The sequence below is a fragment of the Burkholderia sp. AU33423 genome (assembly GCF_002223135.1).
GTDB classification, from domain to species: domain Bacteria; phylum Pseudomonadota; class Gammaproteobacteria; order Burkholderiales; family Burkholderiaceae; genus Burkholderia; species Burkholderia lata_D.
This window is the reverse complement of sequence record NZ_NKFH01000004.1, coordinates 848,807-864,834: the sequence shown is the minus strand read 5'-3', so window position 1 is coordinate 864,834 and position 16,028 is coordinate 848,807. Positions and strand designations below refer to the sequence as shown.

Below are 16,028 nucleotides of genomic sequence, written 5' to 3'. Positions count from 1 at the left end.
TCCATCAGGCAAGGCGTCATTCGATGGAGTGGATTCTAGGGACCGGCCGCGTCCGGATAAACAGCGCGAATGCGAAGTCACTTGTCAGCCGCCGAGAACAATCGACAACGTCATGCCCGACAAGGCCGAGCGGGCGACGGGCAGCGGCGCGGGGCCCCGCCGCCTGTCGCCGCGACGCCTAGACGAGCGGTGTTTCGACGAACGCCGGCAGCGCTTCCGCCCGCGCCGAATGCGCGGCCAGTGCCGGATAACGGGCCGGATCGATCCGCGCGAGCACCGGGTAGTCGGCGGCCATGAACTGCGTGAAGCGCCATGCGACCGCGACCGTCACGTCGGACTGCAGCAGGCGCGCGCCGCCGAACCAGCCGTTCGCGGCCGCGACGAGCGGCTCCAGTGCGCCGTATGCGCCCTCGATCTGGCTCAGCACGCGCTCGAGCCACGGCGCATGCTGCTTGTCGGCCGGACGCAGCGCCTGCTCGTAGACGACCTGCACGGTCTTCTCGGCGGCCGCCAGCGCGAAGCCGACCGGCACGAGCGCGCGCAGCCGCGCATCGGCGGTATCGAGCAGCAAGCGCCGCTCGGGCGCGACCCGATGATCGAGATAGTCGACGATCAATGACGAATCGAGCAGCGTCGCGCCGTCGTCGGTCACGAGCGTCGGCGCCTTGACGACCGGGTTGGTCGCCCTGAACTGCTCGAAATGACGGAACACCGAGATCGACTCGTGTTCGAACGGGAGGTCGAGCAGCTTCGCCGAAATGGCGACCCGACGCACGAACGGGGAATCCAGCATGCCGATCAGCTTCATCGCGAACGCTCCGCTTGAGGGGAATGGGAACGACGACTGTAGCAGCGTCGTCTGGCTTCGCCTAGCGCCCGCCGCCGCCGGCGCCACGAATGCGTTTGCCGACATAGCGGAACGTGCGCGGCCGGCCTTCGCGCCCGTGCGCCTGATGCGCATCAACCGGCCGCGCACGGGGCTCACGTTGTCCGGCCACAGTGACCATAATGCAAGTTCACGCCCCTTCCGCCCCAAGATTCGTCATGTGGTATGCCCTCGTCGAGCAGCAGCGGGAATGGATGCGCGCCTGGCGCGCCGCGACGCGGCACGCGTTCGACGCGTGGCCCGCGGCCACGCTGCCGCACGCCGCGTCGTCATGCTACGACGACCTGTTCGAGCCGCTGCTCGGGCCGCCGGACGGGCCCCCGCACTTCGACATCGGATGGCCGGCGCTCGGCGAGCGCGTCGTCGCGCGCATGCCGTTCTGCGACCTGCGGCACTTCACGCGCGCCGATGCGCGGCGCACGGTGCTGCTGTGCGCGCCGCTCGCCGGGCACGCGGCCGTGATGATGCGGGAAACCGTCGAGACGCTGCTCGCGGACGGCGATGTCTGCATCACCGACTGGCGCAATGCGCGCGACGTGCCGCTCGCGTCGGGCCGATTCGGGCTCGACGAGTACGTCGCGACGCTCGACGGCTTTGTCGACGGGCTCGCGCACGACGACCGGCCGCTGCATGTCGTCGCCGTGTGCCAGGCGACCGTGCCGGCGCTCGGCGCGCTCGCGCTGCGGGCGGCCCGCGGTCTCCCCTCGCCCGCGAGCGTCACGCTGATCGGCGGCCCGCTCGACGCGCGCCGGAATCCGAGTGCGCTCGGCACAGCCGCTGCCGCCCATTCGCTCGGCTGGTGCCACCGCCACCTGATCGACGTCGTGCCGCCCGGCTTCGCGGGGCACGGCCGCCACGTGTTTCCCACCTATCTGCAACAGGGCGAGATCGCGCTCGTGTACCCGCAGCGCTTCCTGTCGCTGATCGAAGCGTACGCGCTGGCCGCGTCGCGCTTCGACATGACCGGGCTCGCCGGCGCGCGGCGCGCGCTGCTCGAATACACGGCGCTGCTCGACATGCCGGCCGAGTATTTCCTCGATACGGTCGACATCGTGTTCCAGCGCATGAGCCTTGCGCTCGGCACGTGGGACGTGGGCGGCCAGCGCGTCGAGCCGGCGGCCTTGCGCGGCATCGTCCTGCTGACCGTCGAAGGTGCATGCGACAAGGTCACGGGCGCCGGCCAGACGCACGCGGCGCTCGACCTGTGCAGCGGCCTCGCCGACGACGAGCGCTTCCGCATCGACATCGACGACTGCGATCACTACGGGCTGTTTACGGGGGCGCGCTGGCACGGGGATGTGCATCCGATGTTGCAGCGCGTGTTCGCGTGGGCCGAATCCCGCCGCCCTCGCCCGCGCCGCATCCGGCGGACGTGACGCGGAATCAGCGCCGCGCCGCGTCGAGCAATGCGCGCACCTCGTCGTCACTCGTCTGCTCGAAGCGCGCGTAGAACTGGCTGATCCCGAAGAACGGCAGCGGCAACGTCACCGCGACGAATGCGTCGGCCAGATCGTCGAACACATGCCGTGTACCCGCCGGCGCGACCGGGGCAGCGGCCACGATCCGCGCCGGGTGACGCTCGCGCAACGCCTGCAGCGCGACACGCATCGACGCGCCGGTCGCGACGCCGTCGTCGACGACGATCGCGATGCGCCCTTCGACCGGCAGCGGCGGCGCGGCACCGCGATACAGCGCTTCGCGCCGATGCAGTTCGGCGGTCTCGCGCGCGACCACGTCGGCGAGTTGTTCGTCGGACACGTTCATCGAGCGGAGCACCGAACGCTGCAGATGAATCGCACCGCCCGTCGCGATCGCACCCATCGCGAGCTCGGGATCGTACGGCACGCCGAGCTTGCGCACGACCAGCACGTCGAGCGGCGCATGCAGCGCACACGCGACCGGATACGCGACGGGCACACCGCCGCGCGGCAACGCGAGCACGACGACATCGCCACGCCCCGCGTAATCACCCAATGCGCCGGCCAGCTGGCAGCCGGCATCGGTGCGATCGGCAAAACACTCGAACACGATCGGCTCCCTGCCGTTGCGCCGGATGCGCGAAACCCGCGCCGGCGCCTGTCAACGAGCATGGTTCATCGGCCGCGCCGATGCAAGCAGGGTCACACCGGCACGCGCGGCGCCGAGGGAAAAGGTCAGAGGCCGCCGGCCTGTCGGTACAGCCGCCAGAACGACTGTGCATAGGATTGCGCGAGCTCGGGCGCACGCTGGAACACGTTCACCGTTTCCGCATGCGCGGCCGCGCCTTCGGACAGCGTGGTCAGCGCGACGCTGTCGTCGACGATCACGAAGCGCGGCGCAGGATCGCCGTGCCGCGAATCGATCGCCACGTCGATGCCGGAGGACTTCAGATAGCCCGCGCCGCTGTACCTGCCCGCGCGCGGCGAACGCACGAGCACGACACGCACCTCGACCCCGCGCGCGCGGGCGGCGCGCAGCGCGCTCGCGACCGCCGGCGGCACGTGCGTGTAGCCGGCCAGCAGCACGCGGCGCTGCGCCTGCCCGATCAGGTCGACGGTCGCGTCGGCCGCCGCATTGTCATACGAAAAGTATGTGCCGACCGATGCGGCATCGGACGGAATCTGGGCGGCGTGGGCGCCCGCCGCGCAGCAAAGCGCGGCGAGAAGGAAGGCGGCTGGTCTCATGGCGGGCGCCATTTTAGCGACGCCATTTCGCGTGGCAAGCACCACCTGCGATGCTGCTGCGCCGGCGCAACACACAGCGCAAAACCGGTGCCCGCTGCGCGGGCTACAGCCCGTTTTTCATGCGGTCGATCAGCCCGCCGCGACGCGTGAGAGCCAGCTCGCCACGCCGTCGACGGAACGGAAATCCGCGAGGCTGCGCGCCGGCAGCGCCGGATAGGCGCCGCCAGCCATCTCGGCCAGCGCGCGGCCGGGACCGAGCTCGAGGAACGCGGTCGCACCGGCCTCCACGCAGGCGGCCAGACAGGCCGCCCACTCGACCGGCTCCGCGATCTGCCGCGCAAGCTTGTCGAGGCCGGCGTCGACGTCGAGCACCGATGCGCCATCGATCCCCGAAAACAGCCGCGCGCCGGGCAGCGGCCGCCGCACCGGCGTCGCGGCGAGCGACGCGCGAAACACCGGCACGGCCGCGGCGAGCCGGCGCGTGTGCGACGCGATCCGCACGCAGACGGGCGCGACGCGCAGCGCGCCGTCGCGCGACGCATCGTCGGCCACCGCATCGACATCGGCCTGCCGCCCCGCGACCACGAATGCATCGCCGGGATTCGCGATCGCGATCGCCGCGTCGCGACCGTCGCACAACCGCGCGAGTTGCGCGCGCGTCAGGCCGCGTACGAACACCATCCGCTCGTCGCCGCCGCTCGCGGCATCCATCGCGCGCGCACGCGCATCGGCCAGGTCGAGCGCGGCGTCCGGCTCGATCATTCCCGCGACGCTCCACGACGCGACTTCGCCGACGCTGTAGCCGGCGACGCAGCGCCGGCGCGGCCACACCGCGTCGAGCAGCACGGCGGCGGCGAGCGCCTGGACCGTGCAGAGAATCTGCGCGGCACGGTTTTCGCGCAGCGCATCCGGCCCGGCCTGCCGGACCCACGCGCGCGGATCGTCGCCGAGGAGCCTGCCGGCGTGCGCGAACAGCGCGTCGGCCTGCGGCGCAGTGCCGGTCAGGTCGAACATGTCGGCGCGCTGCGCGCCCTGCCCCGAACAGAGGATGGCCAGCGTCATCGCACGCCCTCGTCAACTTCGAGCGCATCGACGAAGACGCTCATCGCGAGCAGGTCGGCCGCGCCGCCCGGGCTCAGCCGCCGTGCCACGAACGCACGATGCGCGGCGGCCGCGCGCAGCCGCCAGTCGCGCGCACGCACGCCGCCACGTGCCACGAACGCGCGTGCGGTCGCCCGCGCGAAGTCGAGGCCGGCCTGCCCGCCCCGGTGCAGCAGGTTCGTATCGTCGAGCGCGGCAATCAGCGAGAAGCATGCATCGACGCGCGCGGCTTCCGGATCGCCCGGCAGGTCACGCTGCGCGCGACGCAGCGCGGGCAGCCCGACCGCATAGACGGTCGTGAAACCGTCGGCCGCCTCGCGACGTGCGCCGCCGACGCCGTAGCGGCGGCTCGCGCGTTCGCCGTGGCTGTCGGGCAAGCGCGGGCCGCCGAGGATATCGGCACCCCAGCGGCGGGAGACGAACGCACCCAGCGTCATGCCGAGCGGCACGGCCCCCGGCATCGCACGGCGGCCCGCGGCCGCACACAGCAGCCCGAGCCCGAAGATTGCGCCGCGATGCGTGTTGACGCCGCCGGTCGCGGCGAGCATCGCGTGCTCGGCACGCAGGCCGATCTTGCGCAGCACGGCCATGTCCGCATCGCGTGCGCCCGCGTCGGCCAACTCGGCGAAATACGGCCGCAGCACGGCGGCGCTGCGGGCGAACGTCGCGGCATCCATGTCGGTGTGACTGCCGGTGTCGACGTGACTGACGAGCCCCGGCTTCGGATAGGTCTCGATTTCGAGCACGAGGCTGCGCTCGGCCAGTTCGGCGATGCGCTCGGCTTCGGACGGCGCCGGTACGCGGCAGGCAGCCCATGCACTCATCGCGCACCTCCGATGAATGCGTCGGCCGGCATCAGTTCGACGGCGATCGCGGTCTTGACCGCGACTTCAGGCTGCCGCGTATGCAGTTCGCGCCAGTTGACGCCCGCGCCGTCGTCGCGCAGCAGTTCGCCGTCGATGCGCATCGGCGCGCGCGCGTCGATCGCCGCGAGGCCGTCGAGCAGCGGCGCGAGCGACGCCGGGTCCGGCAGCGGGAACGCGATATCGAGATCGGACGACGCCCCCAGATAGGGTTCGCCCGTCAGCGCCTGCCATGCAAGGCTGCCGAACACGCGGCCCTGCACGCCGTAACGCGCACCGAGCGCATCGAGTTCGCGCAACGCCGTGCGCCACGCGTCGGGCGCGGCGGCGAGCACGTCGGACAACGCCGGCAGCGAGCCGACCGTCGCGAGCGCGTCGGCAGCCGCGTTCAGCGCGATGCGCCGCTTGCCCGCGGAAGGCGGCAGCGGCAGGCCGAGCGGCACGCGGCCGGCATCGGCCTCGTCAGGCGACGCGCGGCGCACGATCAGCGGCCAGCCGCGTTCGGCCCACGCCTGCACGAGCGGATCGGCCGCGAGCGCGGGATCGCGCGCGAATGCCGCGCCCCACCCCGCCGCCGTCAGCGTGACGAGCGTGTGGCGGCGCAGCGGCAGCTCAGCGTGCGGCACGCGCGAGTGCCTCGACGCGCTGGGCGACATCGGCGGCAACCGGCCGGCCGCGCGCGGCACGCGGATCGACGCGGGCGGCCGGCTTGCCGAGCCATTCGCCGACCTGCGCGTCGAGCGCGCGGGCCGGATCGAGCACGGCGTCGACGGCGCCCATCTTCACGAGATTGTCGAGCCCCGGCGCGAACACCGGCGTCGAGCGCGACATCTCCTTCAGCACGTCGATCGGCAGCTTGGTCACGCGCGACATCGACGGCAGGTCCATCACCTCCGGCTCGGCGCCCGGCACCGCGAGCAGCGTGCGCGTCGCGAGCGCAGTCGCGATGAACGCGCCGGCGGCCGTGTGGCCATACAGCACGCCGATCGTCCGGTGCCCGGCGAGATCCGCGTGCATCAGGCACTTCGCGAGATGCGGCAGCCCTTCGTTCAGGCCCAGCAGCTCGTCGCGCTTGCTCATCCGCTGGCTGTCGCTGTCGACCAGCACGAGGATCGGCGTGTCGCCACCGCGTTCGATCGTGTCGAGCACGCGCGCCGCGAGCGTCAGCGCCTCGTCGATGCCGAACGGCAAGCGGTCGGCGACTCCGATCACGTCGACGCGCGTGCCGGCCAGTTCCGCGTGGCCGGTCAGCAGGCCGCCGTGACGGGCGATCGAATGGCCTTGCGGGAACAGTGATTTCAGGACTTCATCGAGCGTCATGCGAGCTCTCCTGCAGTTGGTCCGCGAGCGCGGCGAAGGCTTCGTCCGGCATCCCCGGAATCGCTTCCGGCGCCGATGCGCCCAGCGCACGCCACACGTCGAGCGCATCCTTGCACGCGCCGAACCGTTCGATGCGCGCCTCGAGGCGGGCCTGCTCCGCGCGCAGCATCGTCGCATCGAACTTCGGCGCACGGCCGATCAGCTCGAGCGCCGCCGCACGGAACGCTTCGGGCGTGTCGGCCACGTAGCGGTCCGCGCCGCCGATCAGCCGCCGGTGCTTGCCGCCCATCGTGCGCCAGATCAGCGCGCGGTCCTTCGCATCGAATTCCTCGACGCCGCGATTGGTCTCGATCACTTCGGGGCCCGACACGCTGATGCGGCCCTGCTCCGATATCGCGAGCGCCGAGCAGCACGCGGCGAGCAACCCGCCGCCGCCATAGCAGCCCGCGCGCCCGCCGATCAGCCCGATCACCGGCACGCCGGCCGTACGTGCTTCGACGAGCGCGCGCATGATCTCGGCGATCGCGAGTTCGCCCGCGTTCGCTTCCTGCAGCCGCACGCCGCCCGTATCGAACAGGATCAGCACCGGCTTGCCGGTTTCGCGCGCGGCACGCAGCAGCCCCGTGAGCTTCGCGCCGTGCACTTCGCCGAACGCGCCGCCCATGAAGCGGCCTTCCTGCGCGGCGACGAACACCGGCTGGCCGTCGAGCCGGCCGTGGCCGACCACCATCCCGTCGTCGAACTGCTGCGGCAGGTCGAACAGCGGCAGGTGCGGGCTCGTCACGCGCTCGGCCGGGCCGAGGAATTCGCTGAAACTGCCCGTGTCCAGCAGCCCGTCGATGCGCTGCCGCGCCGATGCTTCGTACCAGCTCGCGGCATTCGCGACGAACGCGGGGGCGTCGTGATCGTGATTCACGTCGTTCATGCTGCCTCTCCCTCGATCGCCCGCACCGCCTGCGCGAGCCGCAGCGACACCATGTCGGGGCGCGCGCCGCCGTCGTTGATCGACAGCTTCAGGCCGCCCGGCGTGCGCCGCTCGACGAAATCCATGACGACGGCCTGCCACACCGCGCCGAACCCGACCGCCGCCGTGCGGATGTCGATCTCGCATTCGTTGCCCGGCAGCACGCGCTCGACGAGCACTTCGAGATTGCCGGATGCCACCACGCCGACGAGCGCCGCGGCCTGCTCGCCCTTCGCGCGTTCGCGCGCGGTGAAGCGATAGTTCAACTGTTCCATGCCCTTGTCCTTACCAGTTGCGGAACCGGGCCGGCGGCGCATAGAGGCCGCCCGACCAGTGCACGAGATCCTTGATCGAACGCGCGGCGAGCCAGCGGCGATCGGCGTCGAGCGGATCGATGCCGAGATCCTCCGGGCGACGGATCACGCCGCGCTCGCGCAGCCGCTCGACCATCTTCCGGTCGCGGCCGCGGCCGACTTCCGTATAGCCGGCGACGCCGCGGATCGCGTGCTCGCGTTCGTCCTTGTCGCGGCACATCAGCAGGTTCGCGATCCCTTCCTCGGTGACGATGTGCGTGACGTCGTCGCCATAGACCATGATCGGCGCGAGGTCGAGCTGCAGCTTGTCGGCGAGCTTCAGCGCGTCGAGCTTCTCGACGAACATCGGCACGTTCTTGTCACCGAACGTCTCGCCGATCTGCACGACGAGCTTGCGGCCGCGCCTGAGCGCCGCCGGCGTGTCGGGATCGGCTTCCGCGCCGGCCTTCAGCCACGGCTCGCTCGGATGGCGCCGGCCGCGCGCGTCGCTGCCCATGTTCGGCGCGCCGCCGAAACCGGCGATGCGCTCGGCCGTGACCGTCGACGAATGGCCGGACAGGTCGATCTGCAGCGTCGAGCCGATGAACATGTCGCACGCATACAGGCCGGCGGTCTGGCAGAACGCGCGGTTCGAGCGCAGCGACCCGTCGGGGCCCGTGAACCAGATGTCGGAGCGCGCGCGGATGTAGTCGTCCATCCCGACTTCCGAGCCGAAGCAGTGGATCTGCTCGACCCAGCCCGACTCGATCGCGGGAATCAGCGTCGGATGCGGATTGAGCGCCCAGTGCGAGCACACCTTGCCCTTCAGCCCGAGCTTCTCGCCGTAGGTCGGCAGCAGCAGCTCGATCGCGGCCGTGTTGAAGCCGATCCCGTGGTTCAGGCGCTTGATGCCGTACGGCGCGTAGATGCCCTTGATCGCGAGCATCGCGGTGAGGATCTGCGTTTCGGTGATCGCCGCCGGATCGCGCGTGAACAGCGGCTCGACGTAGAACGGCCGGCCGGCCTCGACGACGAAATGCACGCGGTCGCCCGGGATGTCGACGCGCGGCACCTTGTCGACGATGCGGTCGACCTGCGCGATCACGATGCCGTCCTTGAACGCGGTGGCCTCGACGACGGTCGGCGTATCTTCGGTGTTCGGGCCGGTGTACAGGTTGCCGTCGCGATCCGCGCTGACCGCGGCGATCAGCGCGACCTGCGGCGTGAGGTCGATGAAGTAGCGTGCGAACAACTCGAGATAGGTGTGCACCGCGCCGAGCGCGATCTTGCCGCCGAACAGCAGCTTCGCGATCCGCTGCGACTGCGGGCCCGAATACGCGAAGTCGAGACGCTTCGCGATGCCGCGCTCGAACACGTCGAGATGCTCGGGCAGCACGACGCCCGACTGCACCATGTGCAGGTCGTGCACCTTCGCGCTGTCGACGTCGGCGAGCGCCGTCGCGAGCAGGTCGGCCTGCTTCTGGTTGTCGCCTTCGAGGCAGACGCGGTCGCCGGGCCGCAGCACCGCTTCGAGCAACGCCACGGTGTCGCGCGCATCGACCCGCTTGCCCTGCGCGTAAGCCGCGCCGGCCGCGAGGCGTGCATCGCGCGCCTGCCGCGCGTGATTCCATCCCGTCATGAACAGTTCTCCCGCTTCGATGGTTCAGCGGCATTCTAAGCCTGGCGCCGCCGCCGATTGATGATGTTGACGAATGCGACTCAGAGGACGCGGCGATGGATGTGGCCCGCGCACGAGCCGCCCATCGGTCGGGCCTATGCGCCGACCAGCGCGCGCGTCGTGAAGAACAGCAGCGACGGCCCGAGCAGGCAGCCGACGCCCGTGTGGAACGTCGCAACCAGCGCGCCGTACGGGACGAGCCGGCGGTCGGTCGCAGCGAGCCCCGCGCTCACGCCGCTGACGGTGCCGGCCAGGCCGCCGAAGATCATCGCGGAGCGTGGCGTCTTCAGGCCCATGAAGTTGGCCGCGACCGGCGTGCCGACCATCACGATGATCGCCTTCACGAGCCCCGTCGCGATGCTGAGCGCGATCACGTCGGAACTCGCGCCGATCGCCGCGCCCGTGACGGGGCCGACGATGTAGGTGACGGCGCCCGCGCCGATCGTCGTCATGCTGACCGCATCGGTATAGCCGAACGCGCGAGCGACGCACGCGCCGACGATGAACGGCAGCACGGTGCCGAGCAGCAGCGACACGACGCCGACGAGCCCGGCCTTGCGCGCCTCGGTCGGCTGCACTTCGAACGCGGTCGCGACGATCGCGAAATCGCGCAGCATCGCGCCGCCCATCAGGCCGATGCCGGCGAACAGCTTGACGTCGGCCAGCCCCTTCTCGCCGCCGGTGAATGCGCCGCCGACATAGGCCAGCACGAGACCGATCACGATCGCGATCGCGGAGCCGTGCACGCGGCCGAACGTGAGCTTGCGCGACGCGATCGACGACAGCCACATGATCAGGCCGACCAGCGCGAACGACGCGACGAGCCCGTTGTGGGCGACGGTTTTTTCGAGCATCTGCAGCATGGCGGCCTCCTTCACTGTTCTTCGAATTGCGGCACGCCCGCGAAGGCCGTGTCGTCGCGCCCCGTGCGCGCGAGTACCGCGATGCAGCATGCGCAGATCGCGACCGCGCCGACGGCGGCCAGCAGCGCGACGGGGCCGCCCTTGAGCGCGGCGACGACGTTCTGGTTCGCGGCCATCGCGACGACGACCGGGATGTACATCGCGCCCCAGAAACCGACGCCGGCCTCGGTCTCCTTCGGCAGCCAGCCGCGGCGGTGCAGCCAGAGCCGCAGGCAGATCAGCAGCAGCATCGCGATGCCGACGCCGCCGACGTTGGTCTTCACGCCGATCGCGCTGCCGAGCAGGTCGCCAAGGAACAGTCCGGCCAGGTGGCAGAACGCCAGCAGCGCGGTTCCGTAGATGATCATGAGTCGTCTCCAGTCTCTTCGTGACGGGCGCCTGACACGTGCGGGAGCCAGGCCCGCACGCCGATCCCGGGCGGACTGTCTGTCTCCTGCGGCGGGGCGCCGCGGCCCGGCGGCTCGTCGTGCGAGCGCGTTCTCGGGGTCGATGGGATGATGCGGTTTCGGGCCGGACGCCGGATGGCTTAGACTGACCGATGCCATCGGCGGCGCGACACGGGCTACGCGTCCAGTTCCCCCCCATTGGTGGAGGCCGCACTGGCGCGTGATCCGATACTAGCGCCGCACAATGCGGCCATTTATGAAGTTGTCGAAACCGATTCAGTGGATTTAGCAATGCGCCCGTTACCGCCCGAGCTGCTGCGCAGCTTCGTCGCCGTCGCCCAGTCCGGCAGCTTCACCGCCGCATCCGAGCGCGTGAGCCTGTCGCAGTCGACCGTCAGCCAGCATATCCGCCGCCTCGAGGAGCTGCTCGACCGGCCGCTGTTCGAACGCGACACGCGCAACGTGCACCTGTCGCAGCACGGCGACGCGCTGTTCCGCTACGCGGTGCGGATTCTCGAACTGATGGACGAGGCTGTCACGTCGGTGTGCGGGCCGCCGCTGTCGGGCAAGGTGCGGCTCGCGATGTCGGAGGATTTCGCGTCGGCGCACCTGACGGCCGCGCTCGCGAGCTTCGTGCAGCGCAATCCGGAAGTCGAGCTCGCGATCTCGACCGGGCTGTCGGGCGACCTGTTCGACGCGCTCGACGAGGGGCGGCACGATCTCGTGTTCGCGAAGCGCATCGCCGGCAGCCGGCGCGGCCGCGTGATCCGCAGCGAACCGCTGTACTGGTGCACGGGCCCCGATTCGCGGATCACCGGCCACGAGGCCGTACTGCCGCTCGCGATGCATCCGGAGCCGAGCGTGTCGCGCCGCCGCGTGCTCGAATCGCTCGAGGCCGTCGGGCGGCCGTACCGGATCGCGGTCGTGAGCAGCAGCGTCGCGGTGTTGCGCGCCGCCGCGAGCGCGGGGCTCGGCGTCAGCGCGTTCGCCGGCTACGTGATCCCGGCCGGGCTCGCGCGGCTCGACGCCGGGCTGCCCGAACTCGGCGAACTCGAATACGTGATCGACCGGCCGGCGGCTGCGTCGCGTTCGACGCTCGCACTCGAAGCGACGCTGATCACGGCGGCGTCGGAGTTGTAACCGCATCGGGAGCGACCTACGCAGGGGAGATCGCACCCGCACCTGACAGCTTTGCCCGGAACGCGTCATCGTCCACGCAGCGCCCGCTCGCGACAATGGGACCCATCGGAACGCACGGCCAGCCGCCGCGCGCATCCGGTGTCCCGTCCCCTTGATCGGAGCACGCCATGAATGTCATGCGATTCGCCGTCGCGACCGCCGCCGCCGCCCTGCTGTCCCCCGCCTTTGCCCAGACCGACGCTTCGGCCCCGGCACAACAGGGCCTGACACGCGCGGAAGTCATCGACCAGCTCAAGCAGGCCTATCTCGACGGCGAACTGCCGACCAACGACGGCAACTACCCGCCGGACGCCGCGACACGTTCGCGCAACCGCGAACTCGTGCAGGCCGTGAGCCCGGCGTGGCTGGCCCACACGCCGCCCGCCAGCCAGGCGACGTCGCAGCAATGACCGGCGCCGCCGCGCCGGCGCAACGCCATCAGGATCACGGCAGGAAGCTGCGGCGCCGCGCGTCGATCAGCTCGACGAGCAGGCGGTCGCGTTCGGCCGCGAGTTCCTGCATCGAGCGCTCGCCCTGGATCGCGCGCAATTCGTCGTTCAGCTTGCGATCGACGTCCGGATCGAATGACGGCGTGCCGAGATCGTCCCACCAGCTCGTGATCGGCCCCGACAGGTGTTCGAGAAAATGCGCGATCCCGCCCGCGCCGCCGCCGAGGTGATAGGTCAGGCACTGCCCCATCAGCCCCCACCGCAGGCCGGGCCCCCATGCGACGGCCTTGTCCGCATCGGCCACGCTCACGACGCCTTCGCCGACGAGGTGATACACCTCGCGGAACAGCGCGGCCGCGAGCCGGTTCGCGACGTGGCCGGTCATCTCCTTGTTGAGGACGATCGTCTGCTTGCCGAGCGCATCGTAGAAATCCTTCACGCGCGCGATCATGTCCTGGCTGGTGGCATCGCCGCCGACCAGCTCGACGAGCGGAATCAGGTGCGGCGGATTGAACGGATGCGCGATCAGGCAACGCTCCGGATGCTTGTCGCACGCGGTCTGGATGTCCGACATCTTCAGGCCCGACGAACTCGACGCGATCGGCACGTGCGCGGGCAGCACGTCGTCCATCTGCCGGTACAACGCGCGCTTCAGGTCGAGCCGCTCCGGGCCGTTCTCCTGCACGAAGTCGACGCCGTCGAGCGCACGCACGAGATCGGCGTCGAACGACAGCCGCGCGGAAAGTTCGGCGGCCCTTTCGCCGAGAAACGCGGCCAGCGCGTCGCGCAACCGCGTGTCGGCTTGCGGCGCCGGATCGGTCGCGACGACGTCGAAGCCCTGCGTCAGATAGAAGGCGGCCCAGCTCGCGCCGATCACGCCGGCGCCGACGATCGCGATGCGTCGAATGTCCATGATTGTCCCGTGTCGTTGGTCTGCAAACAGATCGCGGCGATTGTCGCATCGAATCGCGCGGGCCTGCATTGACGCAGATTGCAGATTCCCTCTTGAAATGCGTTTCGGCTGCCACTAATTACGCGTCGTCGGGCAGTGCAACATGCAGCGCACTGCTCCCGTTTCGATCCAGTGGAGCATCCACGACGCGCCCGCCGCAGGCGCCGCGCCGTCACGTCTCCCGCGTTCCCTGTTCAGGAGGACCAACATGAGCGGTATCCATTTCGGTAGCGACCTGTTCGACGAATTCGCCCGCGTGCAGCGGCAAGTGGCCAACCTGCTCGGCGATCGTCCGACCGGCATCCGCGCGGTACGGCCCGGCGCCTTTCCCGCGCTCAACGTCGGTGCCACCGACGGCGCCATCGAGATCGTCGCATTCGCACCCGGCATGGCCGCGGCCGACTTCGACGTCTCGATCGACAAGGACCTGCTGACGATCAGCGGCGAGCGCAAGCCTGCGCCGCGCGGCGAAGGCGACGATCTGCGCACCTATGCACAGGAACGCTTTCACGGTGCATTCCGCCGTGTCGTCGAGCTGCCGCGGGATGCGGATCCCGACCAGGTCAGCGCCCGCTACGAAAACGGCTGCCTGCTGATCCGCGTCGGCCGGCGCGAGGCATCGAAGCCGCGTGCGATCACCATTCAATAATACTCAGGATACCGACATGAATGCGAACCCGACCCTGGCCGAGCGTCAGACGAACACCGTCCACCCCGCTGCCGCCGAAGCGGCCCGCCGGCCCGCGATCACGCCGGCCGTCGACATCGTCGAGAATCATCTCGGCGTCACGCTGCGGGCCGACCTGCCCGGCGTGCCGCGCGAGAACCTCGACGTGAAGGTGCACGACAACACGCTGACGATCGAAGCCGACACGCATCTCGACACACCGGCCGACCTGCGCGTGCGGCACGCCGAAATCCGCGCGACGCGCTATGCGCGCAGTTTCGTGCTGAGCCCGGATCTCGACACGTCGAGGATCGACGCGAACCTGCGCGACGGCGTGCTGACGCTGACGATTCCGCGCCGCGAGGAAACGCGTCCGCGCCGCATCGACGTGACGGCCGGCAACGCGTAAGCCCCCACGCGGGCGGTCATCCCGCACGCATGAAAAAGCCCCGCCGGGTAAGCGCCCGGCGGGGCTTTTTTTACGACGTGCAGCGCAATCAGTCGAAGTCGAACAGGTCGAACACCGATTTCTTGCGACGTTGACCATCGTGCTTGTAGCGATCGTCGTATGAGCGGCCGTCGTGTCCGTCACGGCTATCGTGCGCGCGAGCGTCGCGCCCCCACCCGCCGTCGTGGCCGCGCGGTGCTTGCGCATCGTGCCGCACGGGCACCGCGTCGCGACGCACCGGCGCATCGCCGGTCTCGCGTGCGATCAGCTTGTCGAGTTCGCCGCGATCGAGCCACACACCGCGGCAGGTCGGACAGTAGTCGATCTCGATCGACTGGCGCTCGGCCATCAGCAGGTCGGGCGTCTTGCAGACTGGGCATTTCATCGCGCTTCTCCTTTCCGTGCGAATTTCGTCTGGATTCCATAAGAGGCGCGTGACGCCGGCCACCGCAGCGGCAGCCGTGTCACGCGCGCTGGCTCAGTGGCCATCCGTCGATGGCGAGCGCTTCGCCTTCGCGCGCCGCGCCAGCATGTTCATGCCTTCGACGAAAGCCGAGAACGCCATTGCCGCGTAGATATAGCCCTTCGGCACATGCGAACCGAAACCTTCGGCGATCAGCGTCATGCCGATCACGACCAGGAACGACAGCGCGAGCATCACGATGGTCGGGTTGCGGTCGATGAAGCGTGCGAGCGGCTGCGCGGCGAACAGCATCACGGCGACGGCGACGATCACCGCGACGAACATGATCGGCACGTGCTCGGTCATGCCGATCGCGGTCACGATGCTGTCGATCGAGAACACGATGTCGAGCATCACGATCTGGCCGATCGCGGCCCACATCGTCAGGCCGACCGCACCGCCCGAACCGCCCGCGCCTTCACCGTCGCGCGACACGTGGTGATGGATCTCGGTGGTCGCCTTCCACACGAGGAACAGGCCGCCCGACAGCATGATCAGGTCGCGCCACGAGAACGCGTGATCGAACAGCGTGAACACGGGTTCGGTGAGGCTCGCGATCCACGCGACGCTGCCGAGCAGCGCGAGGCGCATCACCAGCGCGAGCGCGATGCCGAGGCGCTGCGTGCGGGCGCGCTGCGCTTCGGGCAGCTTGTTGCTGAGGATCGAGATGAAGATCAGGTTGTCGATGCCAAGCACGACTTCCATCACGACGAGCGTCAGGAGCGCCGCCCAGACGGCGGGGTCGGCGGCAAGTGTCAGCAGGTAGTCCATGAAATGGGCCGATACGAAAGTG

Annotated in this window: 20 protein-coding genes; 5 read left to right on the top strand and 15 right to left on the bottom strand. The window is 70.0% G+C overall.

All coding sequences use genetic code 11. From position 1 onward, the window contains the following. Nucleotides 1–178: 178 nt before the first annotated feature. Nucleotides 179–808 (bottom strand): glutathione S-transferase family protein, encoded by a 630-nt coding sequence (locus tag CFB50_RS06725; RefSeq protein ID WP_089445326.1) that lies wholly within the window; start codon nt 806–808, stop codon nt 179–181. Between the two features lie 236 nt (nt 809–1,044). Between CFB50_RS06725 and CFB50_RS06720 the strand changes: the two genes are divergently transcribed. After that, nucleotides 1,045–2,262 carry a polyhydroxyalkanoate depolymerase gene (locus CFB50_RS06720; RefSeq protein WP_089445325.1) on the top strand — a complete coding sequence of 406 codons (1,218 nt, stop codon included), beginning with the start codon at nt 1,045–1,047 and terminating at the stop codon, nt 2,260–2,262. A 7-nt stretch (nt 2,263–2,269) separates the two neighbouring features. Here the strand turns inward: CFB50_RS06720 and CFB50_RS06715 are convergent, their stop codons facing one another. From CFB50_RS06715 to madL, 11 genes are all read right to left on the bottom strand, one after another. After that, the gene (locus CFB50_RS06715; RefSeq protein ID WP_089445324.1) at nt 2,270–2,914 is read right to left on the bottom strand and encodes a phosphoribosyltransferase; all 645 of its coding nucleotides are present in this window, start codon (nt 2,912–2,914) and stop codon (nt 2,270–2,272) included. Nucleotides 2,915–3,039: 125 nt separating this feature from the next. Next, nucleotides 3,040–3,561 (bottom strand): phospholipase D-like domain-containing protein, encoded by a 522-nt coding sequence (locus CFB50_RS06710; RefSeq protein ID WP_089445323.1) that lies wholly within the window; start codon nt 3,559–3,561, stop codon nt 3,040–3,042. Nucleotides 3,562–3,678: 117 nt separating this feature from the next. Next, complete coding sequence (gene mdcH / locus CFB50_RS06705; protein ID WP_089445322.1) at nt 3,679–4,611, bottom strand: malonate decarboxylase subunit epsilon; 933 nt, start codon at nt 4,609–4,611, stop codon at nt 3,679–3,681. Further along, nucleotides 4,608–5,474, bottom strand: a complete 867-nt coding sequence (gene mdcB, locus CFB50_RS06700) for a triphosphoribosyl-dephospho-CoA synthase MdcB (RefSeq protein ID WP_089445321.1) — start codon at nt 5,472–5,474, stop codon at nt 4,608–4,610. The genes mdcH and mdcB overlap by 4 nt, the downstream gene beginning before the upstream one ends. Further along, nucleotides 5,471–6,139, bottom strand: coding sequence for a malonate decarboxylase holo-[acyl-carrier-protein] synthase (gene mdcG, locus CFB50_RS06695; RefSeq protein ID WP_089446048.1), 669 nt, complete (start codon nt 6,137–6,139; stop codon nt 5,471–5,473). The genes mdcB and mdcG overlap by 4 nt, the downstream gene beginning before the upstream one ends. Continuing rightward, the gene (mdcE, locus tag CFB50_RS06690) at nt 6,126–6,833 is read right to left on the bottom strand and encodes a biotin-independent malonate decarboxylase subunit gamma (RefSeq protein WP_089445320.1); all 708 of its coding nucleotides are present in this window, start codon (nt 6,831–6,833) and stop codon (nt 6,126–6,128) included. The genes mdcG and mdcE overlap by 14 nt, the downstream gene beginning before the upstream one ends. Then, nucleotides 6,820–7,758 carry a biotin-independent malonate decarboxylase subunit beta gene (locus tag CFB50_RS06685; protein ID WP_089445319.1) on the bottom strand — a complete coding sequence of 313 codons (939 nt, stop codon included), beginning with the start codon at nt 7,756–7,758 and terminating at the stop codon, nt 6,820–6,822. The genes mdcE and CFB50_RS06685 overlap by 14 nt, the downstream gene beginning before the upstream one ends. Next, nucleotides 7,755–8,072, bottom strand: coding sequence for a malonate decarboxylase acyl carrier protein (gene mdcC / locus CFB50_RS06680; RefSeq protein WP_089445318.1), 318 nt, complete (start codon nt 8,070–8,072; stop codon nt 7,755–7,757). Before mdcC ends, CFB50_RS06685 begins: the two co-directional genes overlap by 4 nt. A gap of 10 nt (nt 8,073–8,082) precedes the next feature. Then, on the bottom strand, nt 8,083–9,729 hold the full coding sequence (gene mdcA, locus CFB50_RS06675) for a malonate decarboxylase subunit alpha (protein WP_089445317.1): 1,647 nt from the start codon (nt 9,727–9,729) through the stop codon (nt 8,083–8,085). 134 nt (nt 9,730–9,863) lie between these two features. Continuing rightward, nucleotides 9,864–10,631: a malonate transporter subunit MadM gene (madM, locus tag CFB50_RS06670; protein ID WP_027808885.1), complete on the bottom strand. Its 768-nt coding sequence runs from the start codon at nt 10,629–10,631 to the stop codon at nt 9,864–9,866. Between the two features lie 11 nt (nt 10,632–10,642). Continuing rightward, entirely contained in the window at nt 10,643–11,038 is a 396-nt protein-coding gene (gene madL / locus CFB50_RS06665; RefSeq protein ID WP_006485307.1) for a malonate transporter subunit MadL, read from the bottom strand. A 330-nt stretch (nt 11,039–11,368) separates the two neighbouring features. Between madL and CFB50_RS06660 the strand changes: the two genes are divergently transcribed. Then, a complete protein-coding gene (locus CFB50_RS06660; RefSeq protein ID WP_027787899.1) occupies nt 11,369–12,217 on the top strand; it encodes a LysR substrate-binding domain-containing protein in 849 nt (282 codons plus the stop codon). Between the two features lie 167 nt (nt 12,218–12,384). Further along, nucleotides 12,385–12,666: a DUF4148 domain-containing protein gene (locus CFB50_RS06655; RefSeq protein ID WP_089445316.1), complete on the top strand. Its 282-nt coding sequence runs from the start codon at nt 12,385–12,387 to the stop codon at nt 12,664–12,666. Nucleotides 12,667–12,700: 34 nt separating this feature from the next. Here CFB50_RS06655 and CFB50_RS06650 read toward each other — a convergent pair whose 3' ends face one another. Further along, a complete protein-coding gene (locus CFB50_RS06650) occupies nt 12,701–13,618 on the bottom strand; it encodes a 3-hydroxyacyl-CoA dehydrogenase NAD-binding domain-containing protein (RefSeq protein ID WP_089445315.1) in 918 nt (305 codons plus the stop codon). Between the two features lie 247 nt (nt 13,619–13,865). Here CFB50_RS06650 and CFB50_RS06645 point away from each other — a divergent pair, with 247 nt between their 5' ends. Both CFB50_RS06645 and CFB50_RS06640 read left to right on the top strand, forming a co-directional pair. Beyond that, nucleotides 13,866–14,306, top strand: coding sequence for an Hsp20/alpha crystallin family protein (locus tag CFB50_RS06645; protein WP_089445314.1), 441 nt, complete (start codon nt 13,866–13,868; stop codon nt 14,304–14,306). Nucleotides 14,307–14,322: 16 nt separating this feature from the next. After that, nucleotides 14,323–14,733, top strand: a complete 411-nt coding sequence (locus CFB50_RS06640) for an Hsp20/alpha crystallin family protein (protein ID WP_043182225.1) — start codon at nt 14,323–14,325, stop codon at nt 14,731–14,733. Nucleotides 14,734–14,821: 88 nt separating this feature from the next. On the opposite strand, the gene CFB50_RS06635 is transcribed toward CFB50_RS06640, so the two are convergent. Beyond that, on the bottom strand, nt 14,822–15,157 hold the full coding sequence (locus tag CFB50_RS06635; protein WP_089445313.1) for a TFIIB-type zinc ribbon-containing protein: 336 nt from the start codon (nt 15,155–15,157) through the stop codon (nt 14,822–14,824). Between the two features lie 93 nt (nt 15,158–15,250). Continuing rightward, entirely contained in the window at nt 15,251–16,006 is a 756-nt protein-coding gene (locus CFB50_RS06630; protein ID WP_089446047.1) for a TerC family protein, read from the bottom strand. Nucleotides 16,007–16,028: the final 22 nt, after the last annotated feature.